This window comes from Variovorax sp. Soil_C_17 (assembly GCF_057657265.1).
This window is the reverse complement of sequence record NZ_JBDGIT010000004.1, coordinates 551308-570171: the sequence shown is the minus strand read 5'-3', so window position 1 is coordinate 570171 and position 18864 is coordinate 551308. Positions and strand designations below refer to the sequence as shown.

Annotated in this window: 18 protein-coding genes; 11 read left to right on the top strand and 7 right to left on the bottom strand. The window is 68.5% G+C overall.

Annotated elements, in window-relative coordinates:
* Positions 1–182 precede the first annotated feature (182 nt).
* Positions 183–623 (top strand): NUDIX hydrolase, encoded by a 441-nt coding sequence (locus AC3A6Y_RS22835; RefSeq protein WP_487870500.1) that lies wholly within the window; start codon positions 183–185, stop codon positions 621–623.
* 58 nt (positions 624–681) lie between these two features.
* On the opposite strand, the gene AC3A6Y_RS22830 is transcribed toward AC3A6Y_RS22835, so the two are convergent.
* Genes AC3A6Y_RS22830 through AC3A6Y_RS22820 form a run of 3 tightly spaced genes read right to left on the bottom strand, consistent with a single transcriptional unit; the run spans position 682 to position 5468 of the window.
* Positions 682–3006, bottom strand: a complete 2325-nt coding sequence (locus AC3A6Y_RS22830) for a CHASE2 domain-containing protein (RefSeq protein ID WP_487870499.1) — start codon at positions 3004–3006, stop codon at positions 682–684.
* A gap of 25 nt (positions 3007–3031) precedes the next feature.
* Entirely contained in the window at positions 3032–4771 is a 1740-nt protein-coding gene (locus AC3A6Y_RS22825) for a FecR family protein (protein ID WP_487870498.1), read from the bottom strand.
* Positions 4752–5468, bottom strand: a complete 717-nt coding sequence (locus AC3A6Y_RS22820; RefSeq protein WP_487870497.1) for a response regulator transcription factor — start codon at positions 5466–5468, stop codon at positions 4752–4754. Before AC3A6Y_RS22820 ends, AC3A6Y_RS22825 begins: the two co-directional genes overlap by 20 nt.
* 301 nt (positions 5469–5769) lie before the next feature.
* Between AC3A6Y_RS22820 and AC3A6Y_RS22815 the strand changes: the two genes are divergently transcribed.
* From AC3A6Y_RS22815 to AC3A6Y_RS22800, 4 genes are all read left to right on the top strand, one after another.
* Positions 5770–6063 carry a hypothetical protein gene (locus tag AC3A6Y_RS22815; protein WP_487870496.1) on the top strand — a complete coding sequence of 98 codons (294 nt, stop codon included), beginning with the start codon at positions 5770–5772 and terminating at the stop codon, positions 6061–6063.
* A gap of 21 nt (positions 6064–6084) precedes the next feature.
* Positions 6085–6423: a hypothetical protein gene (locus AC3A6Y_RS22810; RefSeq protein WP_487870495.1), complete on the top strand. Its 339-nt coding sequence runs from the start codon at positions 6085–6087 to the stop codon at positions 6421–6423.
* Between the two features lie 836 nt (positions 6424–7259).
* Positions 7260–7718, top strand: a complete 459-nt coding sequence (locus AC3A6Y_RS22805; RefSeq protein ID WP_487870494.1) for a hypothetical protein — start codon at positions 7260–7262, stop codon at positions 7716–7718.
* A gap of 71 nt (positions 7719–7789) precedes the next feature.
* The gene (locus AC3A6Y_RS22800; RefSeq protein ID WP_487870493.1) at positions 7790–8461 is read left to right on the top strand and encodes a hypothetical protein; all 672 of its coding nucleotides are present in this window, start codon (positions 7790–7792) and stop codon (positions 8459–8461) included.
* Between the two features lie 86 nt (positions 8462–8547).
* Here the strand turns inward: AC3A6Y_RS22800 and AC3A6Y_RS22795 are convergent, their stop codons facing one another.
* Positions 8548–8685, bottom strand: a complete 138-nt coding sequence (locus tag AC3A6Y_RS22795; protein WP_487870492.1) for a hypothetical protein — start codon at positions 8683–8685, stop codon at positions 8548–8550.
* A gap of 166 nt (positions 8686–8851) precedes the next feature.
* On the opposite strand from AC3A6Y_RS22795, the gene AC3A6Y_RS22790 reads away from it, so the two are divergent.
* On the top strand, positions 8852–10066 hold the full coding sequence (locus AC3A6Y_RS22790; protein WP_487870491.1) for a DUF4382 domain-containing protein: 1215 nt from the start codon (positions 8852–8854) through the stop codon (positions 10064–10066).
* A 300-nt stretch (positions 10067–10366) separates the two neighbouring features.
* Here AC3A6Y_RS22790 and AC3A6Y_RS22785 read toward each other — a convergent pair whose 3' ends face one another.
* Genes AC3A6Y_RS22785 through AC3A6Y_RS22775 form a run of 3 tightly spaced genes read right to left on the bottom strand, consistent with a single transcriptional unit; the run spans position 10367 to position 13683 of the window.
* A complete protein-coding gene (locus tag AC3A6Y_RS22785; RefSeq protein WP_487870490.1) occupies positions 10367–11530 on the bottom strand; it encodes an acyl-CoA dehydrogenase family protein in 1164 nt (387 codons plus the stop codon).
* 9 nt (positions 11531–11539) lie between these two features.
* Positions 11540–12700 (bottom strand): acyl-CoA dehydrogenase family protein, encoded by a 1161-nt coding sequence (locus AC3A6Y_RS22780; protein WP_487870489.1) that lies wholly within the window; start codon positions 12698–12700, stop codon positions 11540–11542.
* Positions 12701–12714: 14 nt separating this feature from the next.
* A complete protein-coding gene (locus AC3A6Y_RS22775; protein WP_487870488.1) occupies positions 12715–13683 on the bottom strand; it encodes a Bug family tripartite tricarboxylate transporter substrate binding protein in 969 nt (322 codons plus the stop codon).
* 160 nt (positions 13684–13843) lie between these two features.
* On the opposite strand from AC3A6Y_RS22775, the gene AC3A6Y_RS22770 reads away from it, so the two are divergent.
* The 5 genes from AC3A6Y_RS22770 (at position 13844) to AC3A6Y_RS22750 (ending at position 18818) form a co-directional block, all read left to right on the top strand.
* Positions 13844–14614 (top strand): IclR family transcriptional regulator, encoded by a 771-nt coding sequence (locus AC3A6Y_RS22770; protein ID WP_487870487.1) that lies wholly within the window; start codon positions 13844–13846, stop codon positions 14612–14614.
* Positions 14611–15390: an IclR family transcriptional regulator gene (locus AC3A6Y_RS22765; RefSeq protein WP_487870486.1), complete on the top strand. Its 780-nt coding sequence runs from the start codon at positions 14611–14613 to the stop codon at positions 15388–15390. Before AC3A6Y_RS22770 ends, AC3A6Y_RS22765 begins: the two co-directional genes overlap by 4 nt.
* 72 nt (positions 15391–15462) lie before the next feature.
* On the top strand, positions 15463–16701 hold the full coding sequence (locus tag AC3A6Y_RS22760) for a CaiB/BaiF CoA transferase family protein (RefSeq protein ID WP_487870485.1): 1239 nt from the start codon (positions 15463–15465) through the stop codon (positions 16699–16701).
* Between the two features lie 64 nt (positions 16702–16765).
* Entirely contained in the window at positions 16766–17440 is a 675-nt protein-coding gene (locus AC3A6Y_RS22755; RefSeq protein WP_487870484.1) for a response regulator transcription factor, read from the top strand.
* Positions 17427–18818: a sensor histidine kinase gene (locus AC3A6Y_RS22750; protein WP_487870483.1), complete on the top strand. Its 1392-nt coding sequence runs from the start codon at positions 17427–17429 to the stop codon at positions 18816–18818. Before AC3A6Y_RS22755 ends, AC3A6Y_RS22750 begins: the two co-directional genes overlap by 14 nt.
* Positions 18819–18864: the final 46 nt, after the last annotated feature.

Here is an 18864-nt window from a genome sequence, read left to right as displayed (position 1 = left end):
TACGCGCACCAGCGCACCGTGCGGCTGGTGGACGGACCGGACGAAGTGCACCGCAACGCGATCGCCAAGCTGGAGCTTGCGAAGGGCCGCTGAAGGGCGTCAAGGACAGGTTGCGCGGGGCGCATCTCAGGCAGGCCCCATCTTCGCGAGCCGTACCGCTTTCGACGAACAATCCGCAGGCCATGAAAACCACTTCCTATGGCGTGCTCATCCTCAATGAGCAAGGTCAGCTGCTGATGGCGCATGCCACCGGGCAGAAGCACTGGGACATCCCCAAGGGCGCTGCGGAAGAAGGCGAGTCCGCGCGCGAGGCGGCCATCCGCGAAGTCCGGGAAGAGACGGGTATCGAGCTGGCCGCGGATTCGATGGAGGAGCTCGGGCGCATGGCGTACATGCCCCGCAAGGACCTGCACCTGTTCCGTGTCGTCCTGCACACGCGCGACTGCGATATTGCGGCATGCAGGTGCACGAGCTTCTTTCCGCACCACGCATCGGGCGTGATGACCCCGGAGGTGGACCAGTTCAGGTGGGTGGACATGGCCGATGTACCGGCGCTTGCTGCCAAGTCGATGACTGCGCTGCTGCGGACGCTGCCCGGCTTTGAGGCGATGCCGCCGGCCTAGGGCGCCTGCAGCGGTGAACGCCCGCCGCGGGCAGACGGGAAGGCTTTCGAACGCGCGCTCAAGCCCGGGGCAGCACGAGACGGAACGCACTGCCGCGCGCCGGCGCACTGTCCAGCAGCACCCTGCCGCCATGCCGCTGGGCGACTGTCTTGACGAAGGCCAGTCCGAGCCCGGCACCTTCGACGTGGTCGCCGGTTCTTCCCCTGGAAAAAGGTTGGAACAATCGGGCCTGCAGCTCCTCGCCGATGCCCTGCCCCTGGTCCTGCACCAGCACCGCCCACGCGAGCGGAAGCGCCTCGACGGCGCAGGTGATCGACGATCCCGCCGGCGAGAACTTGAGCGCGTTGCCGAAAAGATTGCCGATGGCGCGCGCGACGAGCTCCCGGTCGATCACGCTGTGCGCCTCCTCCGGCGAAGGCGCCATGGTGATGCGCACGCCATGCCGGCGCGTCGCTTCCCACGCATCGTCGACGCACTCGAGCAGCACGTCGACCAGGTTGTAGCGCTCGACCCGATAACTGCTCGACTGCGCCCGGACCAGCTGCGTGAAATCGTCGGCGAGGCCCAGCGCCTTGCGCGCATGGCGCTCGATGCGCTCATGAAACTGCAGCTGCGTCATCGCCGATGGGCTCTGCCGCTGCAAGCTCAGCAACGTGAGAACGGAAGCCAGCGGTGCCCGCATGTCGTGGCTCAGGAAATGCATCGCGTGGTCCCGCTGGCGCTGGGCCTGACGGATCGCGGTCACGTCCACCAGCGAGACGATCCACCCGACGTGCTCGCCGCCCCCGCTGAACGAAGGTGCCTGCTTGACGAGCAGGTCGCGCTCGAGCCCGTCGCGCGCGGCCGCAGAGACCGTGGCGGGCGCCGCAGCCAGGCTGGCCGCGCTGACGACCGGCCGGTGGTCCGCTTGCGACAGCACGTCCGCCATCAGGGCAGGCGCCGGGGCGCCCTGCAGCTCGGCGCCGGCGTCGGCACCGAAATGACGAGCCGCCGCAGCGTTGGCCAGGAGCACGATCCCGCCCCGGTCGCAGACGAGGGTCGCGTCGGGCAGGCCTTCCAGGCTGTCGCTGACGAAGCGCTGCAGGTTGCTCAACTGCTCGGCCGCCTGCCGCAGTGCGTCGATGCGGCGGCCCAGGTAATCGCCCGAAGCGGTCGCGCTGCCGGCCAGCGCCCCCAAGCGCCCGCCGCGGCGCAGCCGGCCGAGCTCGTCCACGAGGTAACGCGAGGCCAGGTCGAGCTTTCGCCAACTCCACAACGCATAGCCCACGCCGACCCCGAGCATGCCTGCTGCCGGCGCGAACTGAAGGCCGAAGGAAGCAGCGGCCGCGGCGGCGACCAGGGGCAGCGCCATCAGGGCCACTGCCAGCAACAGCGCCGGCAGGGGGCCGATGAAGGCCATGCCCGCCAGCGCCAGCAGCACGGGGACGACGTTGAGCATGGCATTGAGCCAACCGGGCAGCGGGGCCATGCTGCGCTGGCGCAGCAAACTGTCGAGCACGTTGGCCGAGAACTCGACGCCGGACATCAGCTTCGAGCGGCCCGAGACCGGCGTGGTGTACAGGTCGCCCAGGCCGGCCGCCGTGGCCCCGACCAGCACGTACTTGCCCTTGAAAGCGCCCGCAGCGAAAGCGCCATCCAGCACGTCGACATAGGACAGCTGCCGAAAGTGCCCCGGCGGACCCGCGAAGGGCACGATCATCCTGCGCGCGCGTTGCCAGGCGGGAACGCCGTCGGCACCCGTGCTCGCCGCATCGGCCTCCGCCGGAGGCGAGCCCGGGCCGGCTTCGCCGATCTTGCGCATGGCAAGGCTGAAGTGATCCCACCGGCCGCCGGCGAGGCCCTCCTGCAAGTACACGCTGCGGGCCACGCCGTCGCCGTCGACGGCGAGGTGCACATGGCCCAGCGCTGCGGCAGCGCGGCGCAGCGCCGGCAGCGGCTCGACGATGAAGGGCTCCGCGTTGTGGCTTTGCATCATCAGCGGAAGCACCACCTTGCCGCTGCGCGACACCGCGGCGGCCAGCACGGCGTCGTCGGCGGGGAAGCGCTGTTCCGGCTCGATGAAGAGCAGGTCCATGCCGATGGCGGCGGGCGCGTCCTTGTCGATGCGGTCGATCAGGTTGGCATGGAAGGAGCGCCGCCACGGCCATCGTCCCAGGGCCGCAACGCTCTTGTCGTCGATGGCCACGATGACCACCTCGCTGCGATCGACCGGTCGCGCCTGCAGGAACATCAGCGCGTCCTGCAGCGATCGGTTCGGCCCCTGCAGCCAGCCGGAGCGGTCCAGCGCGAGCACCAGGCCCGCAACGACGATCGCCAGGGCCAGCCATTCGAACCGGCGCCAGGGCAGGCGAAGACCTGCGGCGAAGAAGCGACGGTTCGGCATGGTTCGCGGCAAGCCCTGGGCGCAGCTACTGGCGGCCGATGGGCCGGCCGCCGCCATCGCGCACGGTGCCGCCGCCGGCGTCGTGCAGCACGGCCTCGATGCGCACCGCCTGGGCGGGAGAGAAGGCGCCGCGCTCGCCTTCAGGCGCGATCGCCTGCATTCGCACGTAGTAGGTGCCGGGGGGCAGGTCCTTCAGATGCAGCAAGCCTTCGGTTCCCGTCGATTCGTGCACGCGCTCGGCGAAGTCGCGGTCGCGCGACACCTCCACGTGGTATCGGAAACCGGGCACCGCGGTCCAGTAGACCTGCAGCCCGCCGTCTTCGCCGCCCACCTTGGGCGCCGGCACCGGCGGCGGCGCCACCACCTCGAAGCGCTGACTTGCGCTGAAGGGCCCTTGATCCGGGCTTCCGTCCGGCGCCAGGCCCACGGATGCCACGCGCCAGAAATAGCGGCCGGGGGGCAAGGCGGTCGAGCGCCGGCATTCGGAGAGGGCCTGATCGTCGACCCGCAGGGCCTCGAAGGCCTCGTCGCTTGCGACCTGCAGCCTGAAGCGGCGAACGCCGGCGGGTTGCGTGCAGCTGAACTCGACCGCGCTGCCCACGATCTTTTCTCCGGGCGACGGTCGCTGCGAGAGCGGCGCCACCGGCCGTGCCTTGACGCGAAGCGCACGCCTGCTCTCCAGGCCCGAGAGGCCTTCCGCGTCCACCGCGCGCGCCCCGATCCAGTAGTTGCCGTCCTCGAGGCCGGCGACCTGCAACTCGGCGCCGGCGAACACGCCATTGCGCACCACCTGCTCCATGGCCTCGTCCCTGGCGATGCGGACCCGATAGGCCGCAACGCCCGCGACGGCCGGCAGCGGCAGGCGAACGAAGTCGAGCTCGGTCACGGTCGCGGGCAGACCTGCCAGGCCGGGCGGGCCCGGCAGCTTGCGCACGGGTCCCACTGCACCGGCGCTGCTCACGCGCGCGCCCTCGCCCGCGCGCAGCTGTTGCTGCTGCCGGGTGCCGCGTCGGCCCGCATCGCGCCCCAGGCCTTTCAGCTCCACGGCGCCGTGAGTGACCTCGCCGGTGACGGCGGCGTCGGGCTGCAGGGCCACGCCGAACTCGGTGCCGCGCACGCTGGCCACCGCCAGGGGCGTGCGGATCTCGAAGCGGCTGGAGGGGCTGCGCTGCGGCTGCGCGGAGGCATCCACGCGGCCCGCTTCCAGCTGGATCAGGGTCTCGCTGGCCTGCAAGGCTTCCTGCTGCCGCACACCGACCAGCCGCACCTGCGAATTCGCCGGGAGGCGCACCAGCGAGCCGTCGTTCATCTGAAGCCGCACATAGCCGTCGGCACCGACCTCGATGCGCGTGCCCTCCGCCAATCGTGCGCCCACCTGCAGCGGCTCGGGCGGCCGGTCCTGCGCAGGGAACTGGCGCGCCTCGCCCGTCACGTAGGCCACGGTCGCGAAGCTCGGGGCAGCGGCCAGCAGCACGGCCGGAACGCGCACCCGGGTGCCCGGGTCGAGATGATGTGGGTCCGCGATGCCGTTGTGCCGCTGCAGCAGGGGCCAGCGATCGGAACGGCCCGTGTAGCGCTCGGCCAGGCCGAACAGGGTTTCACCCGCCCGCACCGCATGCACCAGGTCCGGCAACGCGGTGGGCGCCGGCTGGGCGGAGGCCAGCGCGGCATGCAGCGCCAGCAGCACGCCCGCGATGCACCGCCCGATTCGCCCTGCCCCGCGGCGTGCGGCCCGCGCCGCATGCTCAGCCGGTACGGCTGTCATCGGTGCCGAGCATTTCGAATCGGTAGCCTTGTCCGTAGATGGAGGCCAGGCGATAGCCGCTCTCGGGGCGCAGCCCGAGGATCGTGCGCACGCGGGAGATGTGCGTGTCGAGCGAACGCGACATCAGCTCGGTCCCCGGCGGATTGCTCACGCTCCAGATCGTCTCCAGCAGATGCTTGCGCGAGATGAGCCGCCCCGCGTTGCGGAACAGGAACAAGGCGAGGTCGAATTCCTTTTGCGTCAGCGCCACCGGCTTGCCCTCGATTTCGAGTTGCCGGCTCGCCAGCACGAAGCGGTAGCGTCCCCAGCTCTGCTCTTCGGGCTGCGGGTCCGCGTAGGCCCGCCGCAGCAGCGCGCGCACGCGCGCCGCCAGCTCGCCGACGCGCACGGGCTTGACCATGAAGTCGTCGGCGCCCGCGGCCAGGCCCTCGACGACGTCGCGTTCTTCGTGACGGTTGGTCACGAAGAGAATGGGGATGCGGGCCTGCAGGTTCGAGCGAACCCAGCGCACGATCTCCGGCCCCGTGATGTCGGGCAAGTGCCAGTCCAGCACCAGCAGATCGAAGGTCTCGCGCTGCAGCTCCCGCCGCAATGCAGCGCCCTCGGCAAAGACATGACAGTCATGCCCGATGGCCTGCAGCGTGCACCTGACGAGGTCGAGCTGATCGACGTCGTCGTCCAGTGCGGCAACTCGCATTTTTCTGATACCTCTTCAGTGAGTGCCCGGCGAAGACGGCCGGGCGCCGATTGGCAACAAAGTGTACCGGGGCCCCTCGCGCGAATGCGGCCGGGGATTGTCAAGCAATGTCAATTCGAGGACCTTGGTTGTAGGAGGGAACTGCGGCCCGGCCTGCCGCTCGGACTGCACGGCCCGCGCCTCTCATGCGCATGAATTCTCATGTTTTGTCAATTCGATTGTGGAGCGCAGGCAGCGTCACTACATTCGCGCTCCATAGACGCACCCGGTCCGGATGTGCGATCCCGAGAACCTTCAACGCATGTACGAGTTTCCTCGCCCCATCGATCTGCTGCAGCGCCTCGCGAACGCCAGGCTTCCCCTCCGTATCGTCGACCACGGTGAAATCGAGACGTTGAGAATCCTGAAGCTGAGCGGCTCCATCAAGGCCGCCATCCCCGATGCAGCGCGGCTGCCGGGCGGACTCCAGCGCGCCCAGGCGCAATCGCCCGCCACTGTCGACGAGATCACCCGGCTCGGACGCATCCTGCTGGAGCGCTTCGCGAGTCGCTCTCCGGGCAGAACGCTGGCGCACCCGCACACGCAGTGCCTGTAGGCACCCCCCGCTCACCGCCCCATGACCAGCATCTTCAATCCGCAAGAAAAGGCCGCGACCTGCCGGCCGGCCACGACGATGGATCTCCTGCGCATGGCGCTTGAGAAAGACAACCTGCGCGCCTGGGCGCTGCGCCTCGGGCTGTCGGATGAAGCCTTGCGAACGGCACGCAGCCGCGGCCGGCTCTCGCCGGTGATCGCCGGTGCGTTGGCCGAAGACCTGCAGCTGGACCCGGCCCAGTGGATCATCATCGCCGCGCTCGAGACCGAGCGCGAGAGCGCATGCAAGACCCGGATGGTCCAACGCTTCAAGAAGGCGTGGGCCTGCCCGCGCGAGCCGCGCGACTCGTCCAGGGCTTGAGCGCCGATCGGGGCGAGCGAGTCCGGTCATCCCTCGGAAGCCCGACTGCTGGATCACGACCGTGAGCGCAGTGTCGATCCAGTTGCGCGCGCCGCCCGGCGGCTCCGCGTGGTGCTGCGCCTCGGCCGGAGCGCTGCCACGTAGAAAGTCGATCTTGGGATCAGGCATGAAAGGCTTTCGGCTTTCGGAATGCGATGGGACGGGGAGATGCCTTCGGGCACATTGCGCACGACGCGAACGTCGTTACAAGGCGAATTCGGGACGGGGATTTCAAGCTTGATCACGACCAGTGCACTCCGCGGGGCTGCCGGTGTCGGAGCATTCCAAACGATGAACTTGCGCACCTCACCGATCCAGCGGCGGCGCGGAGCGCGGTGCGATCGTAGGTGTTGCTAATGCGTGTGACAGGACGTATGTAGACCCTTTGCAACAAGGCAGCAGCATTTGCGGCCGACGAGGCGGCTGATTTTCGGTTCCGATGCGTGTTGCGGCTTCCGGCCAACAGCCGGCCACGCTCGCGAAGGTCATCGTACCCCCCAAACAAGCGAACTTTTGTTGCATCACATTGCAACCACATGTATCTTTCGCCGCGACGCCACCGAAGCCGGGACCTACGTCGAACGAGCCTGGCCGGTCTTGGCGGTCGTCGGCGCTCGCGACAATCTGAGCAAGGGTCAGATTCACATAGATCTCGTCGACTGAATACGTGTGGTCCTACAGGGGCAATGGGGCGCGATTGGTGGCGCCGCGGTCAAGCCACACGCGACCGGCTCATGTGGCAGGATGCGGGCGACCAGCAAACGTTCGCGGCGAGGCATCACAGGAGAGCACGAGCCATGACCGATGCAATTTCTTCAGCCCTACAGACCCATGCATCGTCTGCCCGGTACGAGGCACTGAAGCTGGCGTTTGCCTGCGAATGCGTCGAACGAGTCCGTCACTTGCTCGAGGATGAGAGGGTCACATGCTGCCTCGACGTCCTGGTGACGTACGTCAAGGGCGAAGCGGATCGAGGGGCGCTCGATCAAGCTGCAGCAGAGGCCGCGGCTCTGGCCAATCAGCATCAAGGTTCCCGATCATTGGATGGCGTGGGACACGCAGCTGTATCGGCCAGCTATGCGGTGGCGAATGCGCTGGCCGGCCGGGTTGTTCAGGCGGCAGACTATGCCGCGTACGCTCAGGTCTACGCAGAAGGCGGCTATGGCGCAGTCTGCGACCCTGAGTCATTCGTCGCCGAGAAGCACTGGCAGCTCGCAACGCTGGAGCGACTTGCGAACGCGCTCGCAGTGCGATGAGCGGTCCTGCCGAGCGAGCGGCTACCAGTCGGCCAGAACCAGACATTCACCATCGTCCAGCCAGGAGCGATATGAACCGCACCGTCCACAAGGCTGGTCCACTTCTTCAGGTTCTTGGTCTTCTGATTTTCTGGGTTGCCAGCATCTTGCCGTTCCTGTTCACGTGGGCGCGCTTCGCGTGGTGGGTCGCCCTCGCTGGTGTCGTGCTATTCCTGACGGGCCTTCTTCTCCAGCTTCGCGCAGTTCGCCAGGCCGTGGACGCGGAATCGCTCGAACTCGACCGCGCAGGCCAGAGGGTTTCGATTTGGGAGTTCACCCCGCAGCGGACAGTTCTTGCGTTCTGCGTGGCGCTTGTGATGTTCGTGGCCGTCAGCAGCCTCTGGTACGCGGCCGGACTCCATGGTCCGCTGAGATTGGCGGCGGCGCAACGCGATGCCATCAGTACGCTCACGTCCATCGTCATGCCCGTTTGCTTCGCCTTCGTCATCGGCGTACTGCCGGGCGCCTTCGCCCTGCAAAAAACGATACTGTTGACCGTCCTGCTCGCCACCGCTGGCGGGGCCGTGCACTGGGGCGCTGCCCGGTTGGGAATTCAAGTCGATTGGTCGACGGGGCAGGGCTCCATGATGGTGGCCTTCCTGAAGGTTCTCTTCATGCTTCCGCTGACGATGCTCGGCTTTGTCTTTGGCAGGACTGTGGGGCACATGGCTGGGCGCGCCGGGAGGCCTGGGATTCGGTTATAGGTGGACGTGCCCACCTTCGATGGGACTGCGTCGCGGACCTTCAAAGGCTGCGAGAGCTCTATGAGAGCTCACCATTGAACGGCGGACTAGCAGTTTCCTTTTTTTGCCTGCCCGGGCGGGCATGGCTTTCCGTATCCGCCGCCGGGATTACCTGGCCCGTCTGGGTAGACAACACAGCCGCCGAGCATGGCCGTTGCGAGGAGTACTGCGATCAGCTTCTTCATGGATGTCCTTTTTCACTCGTGAAGTTCGAGCCTACCTGAGCCCAGCTGCCGTGTCTTGAGACCGCGCCAGCAGCGTTGCAAGGACGCCCGGTTCCAATGGGCGTGACTCTTGCTCGAAGCGTTTGGATGTGCAGAATGGGAAATATTCACATGTCCCGGAGGCTGTATGAATACCTTCTTCCGCATTCGTGCCGCGATGTCTGCGGTATTGCTGGGGGCTCTCCTGGCTTGCGGAGGAGGAGGCGGCGGCGGGGGCTCGATTCCCGTGAGCGCCACCCCGGCGCCCACCGCCGCCGAGAAGGGCACGCTGCGGCTGGCCCTGACAGATGCGCCGGCCTGCGGCTACGACGCTGTCAACGTGACCGTCACCAGGGTGCGCGTCCATCAGGCCGCGAGTGCGGCAGAAAGTGAAGCTGGGTGGCAGGACCTGCCGGTGAACCCGCCGGCGCGAATCGATCTCTTGTCGCTGACCAACGGTGCCCTGTTCGAACTCGGGCAATTGCCATTGCCGGTGGGCAAGTACACCCAGCTGCGACTGGTGCTGGCCGAGAACGGAGGCAGCACGCCGCTCGCCAACTCGGTCATTCCCACTGGCGAAAAGGAAATCGCACTGAAGACGCCCAGCGGCCAGCAATCGGGCTTGAAGGCCAATGCCAACATCGAGGTGGCGGCCAATCAGATGGCGGACTTCGTCATCGACTTCGACGCCTGCAAGTCAGTGGTGAAAGCCAGCAGCTCCGGACAGTATTTGCTCAAGCCGGTACTGAGCGTGGTGCCGCGCCTTGTCTCCGGCGTGCTTGGTTATGTGGATACCGGCGTGGTGGATCTGCAGACGAGCGTTTCGCTGCAACGGGACGGGGTCATCGTCAAGGCGACGGTGCCGGACAGCACGGGCAAATTCCTGCTGCAGCCGGTGCCTGCCGGAAGTTACCACCTGGTACTGACGGCGCCAGGCCGCACCACGGTGGTGGTGACCGGCGTGCCTGTCAACGCTGAAACCGTGACCACGCTCAATGCATCGGCGTCGGCCCTTGCAGCGCCCACTTCGCCCACGGCCACCCTGTCCGGCGCGGTGAGCACCGCCAGTTCGCCGGTAGAGGCTCAGCTGCGAGCTCTGCAGCCGCTGTCCGACGGGCCGACGATCGTCGTGGCCGATCGTGCGGCGGACGGCGACACGGGCGCCTACACCTACGCGGTGCCGGTGAATGCGCCGCTGGTGGCCCCCTATGTCGCGGCGCCCGCTGCCCTGGTCTTTGCGCCGAACACGGCTGCAGCTGGCAAATACGTGGTGGAAGCAAGCGGGGCGGGCTCGGTGAAAACGGCGTCCTCGCCGACGCTGGTGGAAGGCGCGACCTTCGCCACCAACTTCACCCTGCCCTGAGTCACTCGAACGGCGACACAGAAAGCCAGGGGTGCGTGACGTGGCCAATGGCGACAGGCCGGCAACCCACGCGAACTTGATCCAGCAGAAGGCCGACGACCGGTCCAGTTCGGACTTCCCGAGCCGATCCTCGTTGCCGTGTCCGGTTGGATCTGTTCGGCGCATCTTCGGATCCGCCATGCCGCGTCCGAACAAGCTCCCGCATCGGTCGCGCATCGACATTCCCGCGAGAGCAAACAGAGCACGGCTGGCGGAAAGCAAGGACGAGACCGCCCATGCCCCCGGCGGGCTCGGCCCGCATCAAGGGGCTCGCGACGCCTTCAAGACGCGGCGCGCCAGCGTGGAACGGTGCAGCTCCGAGGCGCCGTCGTAGATGCGGAAAGGGCGCATCTCGCGCAGGATCATCGAGACCGGCGCATCTTCGGACATGCCGAGCGCCCCCATGATCTGCGCGGCGCGGTCCGCCACCCGCCCCACCGCTTCCGACACGAACACCTTCACCATGGCCGATTCGTGCTTGATGCTTTCGTTGGCGTCGAGCTTCGCGGCGGCGTGCCAGGTCATCAGGCGTGCGGCATGGAGGTCGATGTGCGAATCCGCCACCATCGCCTGCACCTGCTGCAATTGCGCCAGGGGCTGCCCGAAGGAGCTTCTGCGCTTCGCATACTCCTGTGCCAGCACCATCGCGCGCGAGGCGCGCCCGATGAACCGCATGCAGTGCGACAGGCGCGCCGGTTCGAGCCGGATCTGCGCGTAGGCGAAGCCGCGGCCCACCTCGCCCAGCACCGCGTCGTCGCCGACGAAGCAGTCCTCGAGCGCGATTTCGCCGTGGCCGCCGATCTGGAAGCCGTCGATGCTGGCGATGTTGCGCACCACGCGATAGCCGGGGTTGTCGGCATCGACGATGAAGATCGTCGCGCCCTCGCCGGTCCTGGCCAGCACCAGCGCGAACGAGGCACCCACGGCGCCGCTGATGAACCACTTGCGGCCGGAGATCGACCATCCGCCCGGTCGGCGCTCGGCGACGGTCTGCAGCATCGACGGGTCGGAACCCGCGCCGGGCTCGGGTTCGGTCATCGCGAAGCAGGACCTCGTCTCGCCGCGTGCCAGGGGCGCGAGGTAGCGCTGCTGCTGCGCAGGCGAGCCGTCGGCCAGCAGGTTGATCATGTTCGGCTGGTCCGGCGGCGCGCAGTTCATGGCCAGCGGCGCGAGAAAGCTGCGGCCTGCCTCTTCGAGGATCACCGAACGGTCGCGCCAGGACAGACCCAGGCCGCCCCAGGCCGCCGGGAGCTGCGGCCCGTAGATGCCCGCCTCCCTGGCCCTGGCGCGCAACAGCCGGGTCGTCGCTTCGAGGGCGTCCAGGTCGTGCGCGAGCGCCGGGCGCTCGCGCGGGATGGCCTCCTCATCGACGAAGCGCCGCACCGCCTCGCGCAGGGCCGGAAGCCGATCGCTGTAGCCGAACATGCCGGCGCCTCAGCCGCCATGCCCGGCTTGCGCCAGGGTCCGCTTGGCGATGTTGAGCTGGTGGATCTGGCTCGTGCCTTCGTAGAGCCGGAACAGCCGAACGTCGCGGTAGAAGCGCTCCATGCCGTGATCCGCGATGTAGCCGTAGCCGCCCAGCATCTGCACGCAGCGGTCCGCCACGCGGCCGCACATCTCGGAGGCGAAGTACTTGCAGATCGACGCCTCCATCGTCACGTCGATGCCCTCGTCGCGCTTGCGCGCGGTGTCCAGCACCAGCGCCCGGGCGGCATGGATCTCGGTCTGGCTGTCGGCGATCAAGGCCTGGACCAGCTGGAAGCTGGCGAGCGCCTGGCCGAACTGCTTGCGCGTGGCCACGAAGCGCACCGCATCGTCCAGCATGCGGATCGCCGGCCCGATGCACAGCGCCGCCAGGTGGATGCGCTGCTTGTTGAGCACCTTCATCGCGGTCTTGAAGCCCTGGCCCTCGCGGCCGCCGATGACGTTCTCCGCCGGCACGATGCAGTCGTGCATGTGCACCTCGGACACCGGCGAGCCGGCCTGGCCCATCTTCTTGTAGGCCGGCCCGGTGCTGAGCCCGGGCATCCCGCGCTCGACCAGGAAGGCCGTGACGCCGCGCGCCGACAGGTCTGCCGGATCGGTGCGCGCCATCACCGTGAACAGGCCCGCGATCGGCGCGTTGGTGATGAAGCACTTGGTGCCGTTCAGCACGTAGTGCTCGCCGTCGCGCCGCGCCGAGCTGCGCAGCGCCACGGCGTCCGAACCGGCTTCCGGCTCCGTCAGGGCGAAGGCACCGGTGAGCTCGCCGCTGGCGAGCCGGGGGAGGTAGCGTCTTTTCTGCGCCTCGGTGCCATCGGCCACCAGGGCCTCGGAACCGATGCCGGTGTTGGTGCCGACGCGGGCCCGGAACGCCACCGAGCACTGCGACAGCTCCATCGCGGCCAGCACCAGCTCTTCGGTCGTCATGCCCGCGCCGCCGTAGGCTTCGGGGATCGACCAGCCGAACAGGCCCTGCGCAGCCATGTCGGCCACCAGTTCGGCAGGCACCTCGTCGGCCTCGGCCACGCGCGCCTCGTTCGGAACCAGCCGCTCGCGCACGTAGCGGCGAAGGCTGCCCAGGAATTGCTCGAAGGCTTGGGGATCTCGTTGCATGTCCGGCTCCTCGATCAGTCGAGCTTCGTGCCGGTGGACTTGACCAGCGCGGCCCACGAGGCTGTTTCGGACTTGATCACCGCAGCGAACTGCGCCGGCGTGTTGCCGACCGGCTCGGCGCCCAGGTCGATCAGGCGCTTGCGGAAGTCCGGCTTGGCCAAGGCCTTGGTCGCGGCGGCGTGCAGGCGTTCGACGATCTCCGGCGGCGTGGCCGCGGGCGCCATCAGGCCCTTCCATGCACCGAAGGCGAAGCCCTTGACGCCGGACTCGGCGACGGTCGGCAGGTCGGGTGCGGCCGTGGCCCGCTTGTCGGTGGAAACCGCCAGTGCCCGGAGCTTGCCCGACTGCACGTGGGGCCACAGCGCCGGCATGTTGTCGATCATCATCGCGATCTGCCCGGCGATCAGGTCGTTCAGCGCCGGGCCCGTGCCCTTGTACGGAACGTGGACCATGGCGGTGCCGGTGAGCTGATTGAACCATTCGCCCGCCAGGTGCGCCGGGCTGCCGTTGCCCGGCGAGCCGAAGCTGACCTCGGTCGGCCTGGACTTGGCGTAGGCGATGAACTCGGGCACCGTCTTCGCCGGGATCTTCGGGTTGATCGCCATCAGGTTCGGTTCCTGGATCAGCAGGGTCACTGGCCGCAGGTCCTTGGCCGGGTCGTAGGGCATCCTGGCGTAGAGGCTGGGGTTGATGACGGTCGGGCCCGCAGCGGCGATCAGCAGCGTGTAGCCGTCGGGCGGCGCCTTGGCGACGAAGTCACCGCCGATGTTGCCGCCGGCCCCGGCCTTGTTCTCGACGATGACCGGCTGCCCCAGCTCGGGACGCAAGGCCTCGGCGAGCAGCCGGGCGAGAACGTCGGTGGAGCCACCGGGCGCGAAGGGCACGATGAGGCGGATGGGCTTGGTCGGATAGCCCGGCTCGGCGTGCACGGCGGAAGCCAGGGCCAGCAGGCCGGCGGCGGCCATCAGGAACATCTTGCGCATGGAAGTCTCCAGAAAATCGTGTGTGGGTCGGGGGCGCTGCAAGCCCCGAAGACTACCGACAGGCATGACATATGGAAAACCAAGTTTCTCTATCTTGAACGCCGCCTCTCGCCGGCGTGCACGGCCCGACGTAGCATCCGTGCGCAACGCCTGTCCAGAAATGCCCCCTGCCCGCCACCCCGACCCCGACTTCGCGACCACGCTGCAGCACGGCCTGCAGGTCCTGCACTGCTTCACCGTCGGCGAACCCGCGCTCGGCAACAAGGAGCTCGCGCAGCGCACGGGCCTGTCGAAGGCAACCATCTCGAGGCTGACCTACACCCTGGCCGCGCGCGGCCTGGTGGTCTTCGATGCGCACCTGCGGCGCTATCGCCTGGGCTCCACGGCGCTCACGATCGGCTATCCGCTGATGGCCAGCCTGCGCATCCGGCAGGTCGCGCGCTCGCGCATGAAGCAGCTGGCCGACGAAGTGGGCGGCTCGGTGTCGCTGGGCATGCGGGACCGCACGCGCATGGTCTACGTCGAGACCAGCCGCGGGCACGACCTCAGCGCATGGCGGCCCGACATCGGAGCGGCCATTCCGATGCTGCCCACGGCGATGGGCCGCAGCTGGCTCGCGCAGGCGCCGCAGGCGCTGCGCGAAGAAGTCCTGGCGCAGATCGAGGCGGCGGAACCGGGCCAGCGGCGCTTGTACGCAGCCGAGCTGGTCCAGGCGCAGGCCGATCTGAAGCGCAAGGGCTTCTGCATTTCGCGCGGGGCGTGGCGCAGCGACGTGCAGGCGGTCGGCGTGCCGATCCTGATCCCTCAGGATGGCGAAACGCTGGTGCTCAACTGCGGCGTGCTCACCGCGCGGCTCGCACCGCGGCAGCTCGAGCAGCGCATCGGGCCCCGCCTGGTCGAACTGGCGCGCAGCGTGGAGGCCGACCTGTGAACCAGAGCGACGACAAGGACCGCCAGTTCGCCACGACCCTCGCCAACGGCATCGACCTGCTGCTGTGCTTTCACGCCGGCGAGCCGAGCCTGGCCAACAAGGACTTTGCGGAACGCACGGGCCTCTCCCGGCCCACCGTGGCCCGCCTGACGCACACGCTGACGCTGCTGGGCTACCTGCGACGGGACCCTGCCACGGCCCGGTACCGGCTGGGTGCTGCCGTGCTGGGGCTGAGCCATCCGCTGCTGGCCAGCATGCGCATCCGCCCGGTCGCGCGGCCGATGATGGAAACCCTGGCGCGCGACATCGAGGGCGCCGTCTCGCTGGGCCTGCGGCACCGCATCCACATGGTCTACGTCGAGACCGCGCGCGACAGCGAGGATTTCGTGGTGACGCCCGACATCGGCGCGCCGATCCCCATGCTGGCCACCGCGATGGGGCGCGCCTGGCTGGCGCGCGCCACGGCCGAAGACCGGCGTTCGCTGCTGAACCAGATACGGGTCGCCGCGCCGGCCGAGTTCGAGCGCTACGCCGCGGCAGTGACCCAGGCGCGCGAGGAACTGGCGAGCGACGGCTTCTGCAGCGCACGCGCCGACTGGCAGCCCAACCGCCATGGCTTTGCCGTACCGCTGCAGGGATGGGTGGACGGCACGCAGTTCGTGCTGAACTGCGCGGTGGCGTCCAGCCGCGGCGGCTTCGCGCAGATGCGCCGGGAAATCGGGCCGCGACTCGTCACGCTGGCGCACAGCATCGAGTTCGCGCTGGGGCTGCGATAGCGGAAGCGCTTGCGTTCAGGATATCGAAACACGAGTTGCGGCAAATGGATCGCTGCAACGAGACTTCGAACCATGCCTTCCGCCGAACCCCCCACCACCACCGCGCCGACGCCCACCGCCCAGGGGCCGCTCGCCGGCATCCGCATCCTCGACATGGCCACCGTGATCGCGGCGCCCTTCTCGGCCTCCCTGTGCGCCGACCTGGGGGCCGAGGTCGTCAAGCTGGAGCTGCCGGAGGGCAACGATCCCCTGCGCTCCCTGTCGCCGACCACGCCCGAGCACGCGCTGTTCTGGAAGGTCTCGAACCGCGGCAAGAAGGGCGTGTCGCTCGACGTGCGCAAGGCCGAAGGCCGCGCCCTGTTCCTGCGGCTGATCGAGTCCTTCGACGTGCTGGTCGAGAACTTCCGCACCGGCACGCTCGACAAGTGGGGGCTGGATGCGGCGACGCTGTGGTCGGTCAACCCGAAGCTGATCATCCTGCGCGTCACCGGCTTCGGCCAGACCGGACCTTATGCGCAGCGGCCGGGCTTCGCCCGCATCTTCGAGGCGATGAGCGGCTTCGCGCACCTGACCGGCGAAAGCGGCCGCAGCCCGCAGCACATGAATTACCCGCTCGGGGACGTGATCGCGGGCTTGTTCGGGGCCTTCTCCATCGCCGCTGCGATCGCGGAACGGCACCGCCACCCCGAGGCGCCGGGCCGCGAGATCGACCTCGCGGCGACCGAGGCGATGTTCCGCTTGCTGGAGGCGCTGCCGGTCGAGCACGAGCTGCTGGGGCAGGCGCGCAGCCGCTCCGGCAGCCGCGCCACCTACACCGCACCCTCCAACATGTACCGCACCGCCGACGACCAATGGGTGACGCTGGTGGGGTCTTCCGAGCCCATCTTCAAGCGCATCTGCCAAGCCATGGAGCAGCCCGCGCTTGCGGACGATCCGCGCTTCGCCACCACGCCGGACCGGGTTCGCAACATCGACGAGATCGATGCCATCGTCGCGGCGTGGTGCGCGTCCCGGACGCTGGCCGAACTGTCCGAGGCCCTGACCCGCGGCGGCGTGCCCTTCAGCAAGGTCTACGCGGTCGATGACGTGATCGCCGATCCGCACTTCATTGCCCGCGAAGCCATCATCCGCCTGCCCGACCCGGACCTGGGTTCGCTGCCGGCGCCGATGATCGTGCCGCGCTTCTCGGGCTTCCAGCCCGCTGCGCCGCGCACCGGGCCGGCGGCGGGCGAACACAACGCGGAGGTCTATGGGGCATTGGGCATTCCCGGCGATGAACTGGACAAGCTCCGGCGTGACCGGGTGATCTGAAAGCCCCGAGGGCGCGCGAGACTTGGGGTTAGCATCGGCAAGGAGACACGCAGTCAGGAATTCAATGCGGATATTGCTCGTCGAGGACGACCGGGTGCTGGCCGACGCGCTGTCGCGGGCGCTGGTGCAGTCCGCCCATGCCGTCGACGTCGTCTCCACCGGCGAGGAGGCCGACCACGCCCTCGCCGCCGGCAGCCATGACCTTGCCGTGCTGGACATCGGCTTGCCGGGCTTGAGCGGTCTGGAGGTGCTCAAGCGCCTGCGGGCACGCAAGTCCACCATGCCGGTGCTGATGCTCACCGCCTTCGACACGCTCGCAGACCGCGTCCGCGGGCTCGACCTGGGCGCCGACGACTACCTCGCCAAGCCCTTCGACCTGCCGGAGCTCGAGGCGCGCGTGCGGGCGCTGCTGCGCCGCAGTACCCAGTCCACGCCTCACCTCGAGCATGGCCGCCTGCGCTTCGACACCGTGGGCCGCCGCGTGTTCTATGACAAGCGGCCGCTGGAACTGTCGCCGCGCGAGCTCGCGCTGCTCGAACTGCTGCTGATGCGCGCGGGGCGTGTCGTCAGCAAGGAGCAGATGGTCAACCATCTCTATGGATGGGGCGACGAGGTCGGCGACAACGCGATCGAAGTCAATGTCTACAGGCTGCGCAAGAAGCTGGAGCCGCTCGGCTGCGAGATCCGCACCGTGCGCGGCATGGGCTACCTGATCGACAGCAGCGATGCACAGGTCTGAGCCCCGGCTGCAGCGCAAGCTGCTGGCGTGGCTGCTCGGGCCGCTGGCCGTGCTGCTGGTGCTCGATACCGCCGCCGCCTACTGGAGCTCGTGGCGCTTCTCCAACCTCGCCTACGACCGCGCGCTGCACGAGATCGGACGCGAGATCGCGCTGCATGTGAAGCTCGACGGAACGCGGCCCCGGCTCGAGCTCTCGGAGGCCGCGGCCAACATCCTGGTCGTGGATCAGGAAGACCGGCTCTTCTTTCGGGTTCTCGGCGACGACGGCGCCGATCTGGGCGGCGACCCGCAGCTGCCTGCGCCGCGCACGGGCAAGCCCGCCAGGCCGGACTTCTACGGCGACACGGTGCGCGGCGAGCCGGTGCGGATGATGGCGGCATCGATGCCCATCGGCCCGGACGCCGGGCCGCCGATGGTCCTGGTGCAGGTGGCCGAGACGCTCAACAAGCGGGAGCGCCTGGCCTGGGAGATGGTGGCCAGCGTGGTGCTGCCGCAGCTGCTGCTGATCGTCATGGCGACGGCCGTGGTCTGGTTCGGGGTTTCGCGCGGGCTCGAGCCGCTGCAGCGGCTGCGGCGTGCCGTGTCGGACCGCTCGCACCTGGACCTGAGCCCGATCGACACCCACGATGTTCCGGGCGAGGTGCGGCCGCTGGTGGACGAGGTCAACGAGCTGATGGCACGCCTGGGGCGCACCTTCGATTTCCAGAACCGCTTCGTGGCCGATGCCGCGCACCAGCTGAAGACGCCGGTCAGCGGGCTGAAGGCGCAGATCGAGCTGGCGCTGCGGGAGAGCGATCCGCAGCGGGTGCGCCATTCGCTCGCGCAGCTCTACCTGAGCGCCGACCGGCTGTCGAGGCTGGTGCGCCAGCTGCTTTCGCTGGCGCGCAACGAGCCCGGCGCGCTCGACTCCATGCAGCTGCAGCCGCTGGACCTGAATGCCCACGCCCTGGAGGTGAGCATGGAGTGGGCGCCGCAGGCGATCAAGCGCAACATCGACCTGGGCTTCGAAGGTGCCGATCATCCGCTGACGATCGACGCCGACCGGGACCGCCTGCGCGAGCTGGTCAACAACCTCATCGACAACGCGATCCGCTACAGCCAGCCGGGCGGCCGCGTCACCGTGCAGGCCGGCCAGATCGGAAGCGACCAGTGCCGCCTGGCGATCAGCGACGACGGCCCCCGCATTCCCGTCGAGGAACGCGCGCGCATCTTCGAGCGCTTTCACCGCCTGCTCGGGACGCAGGAGGATGGCAGCGGCCTCGGCCTCGCCATCGTCAGCGAGATCGCCACCCTGCACGGCGCGCGCATCACGCTGGAGGAAGACGCCGACGGCGTGGGCAACACCTTCAGCGTCTTCTTCCCCTTGCGCGCCGCCTGATCGGCGCGGGCGCGCTCTGTCAGCTTGCCGACAGCTTGCGGACATC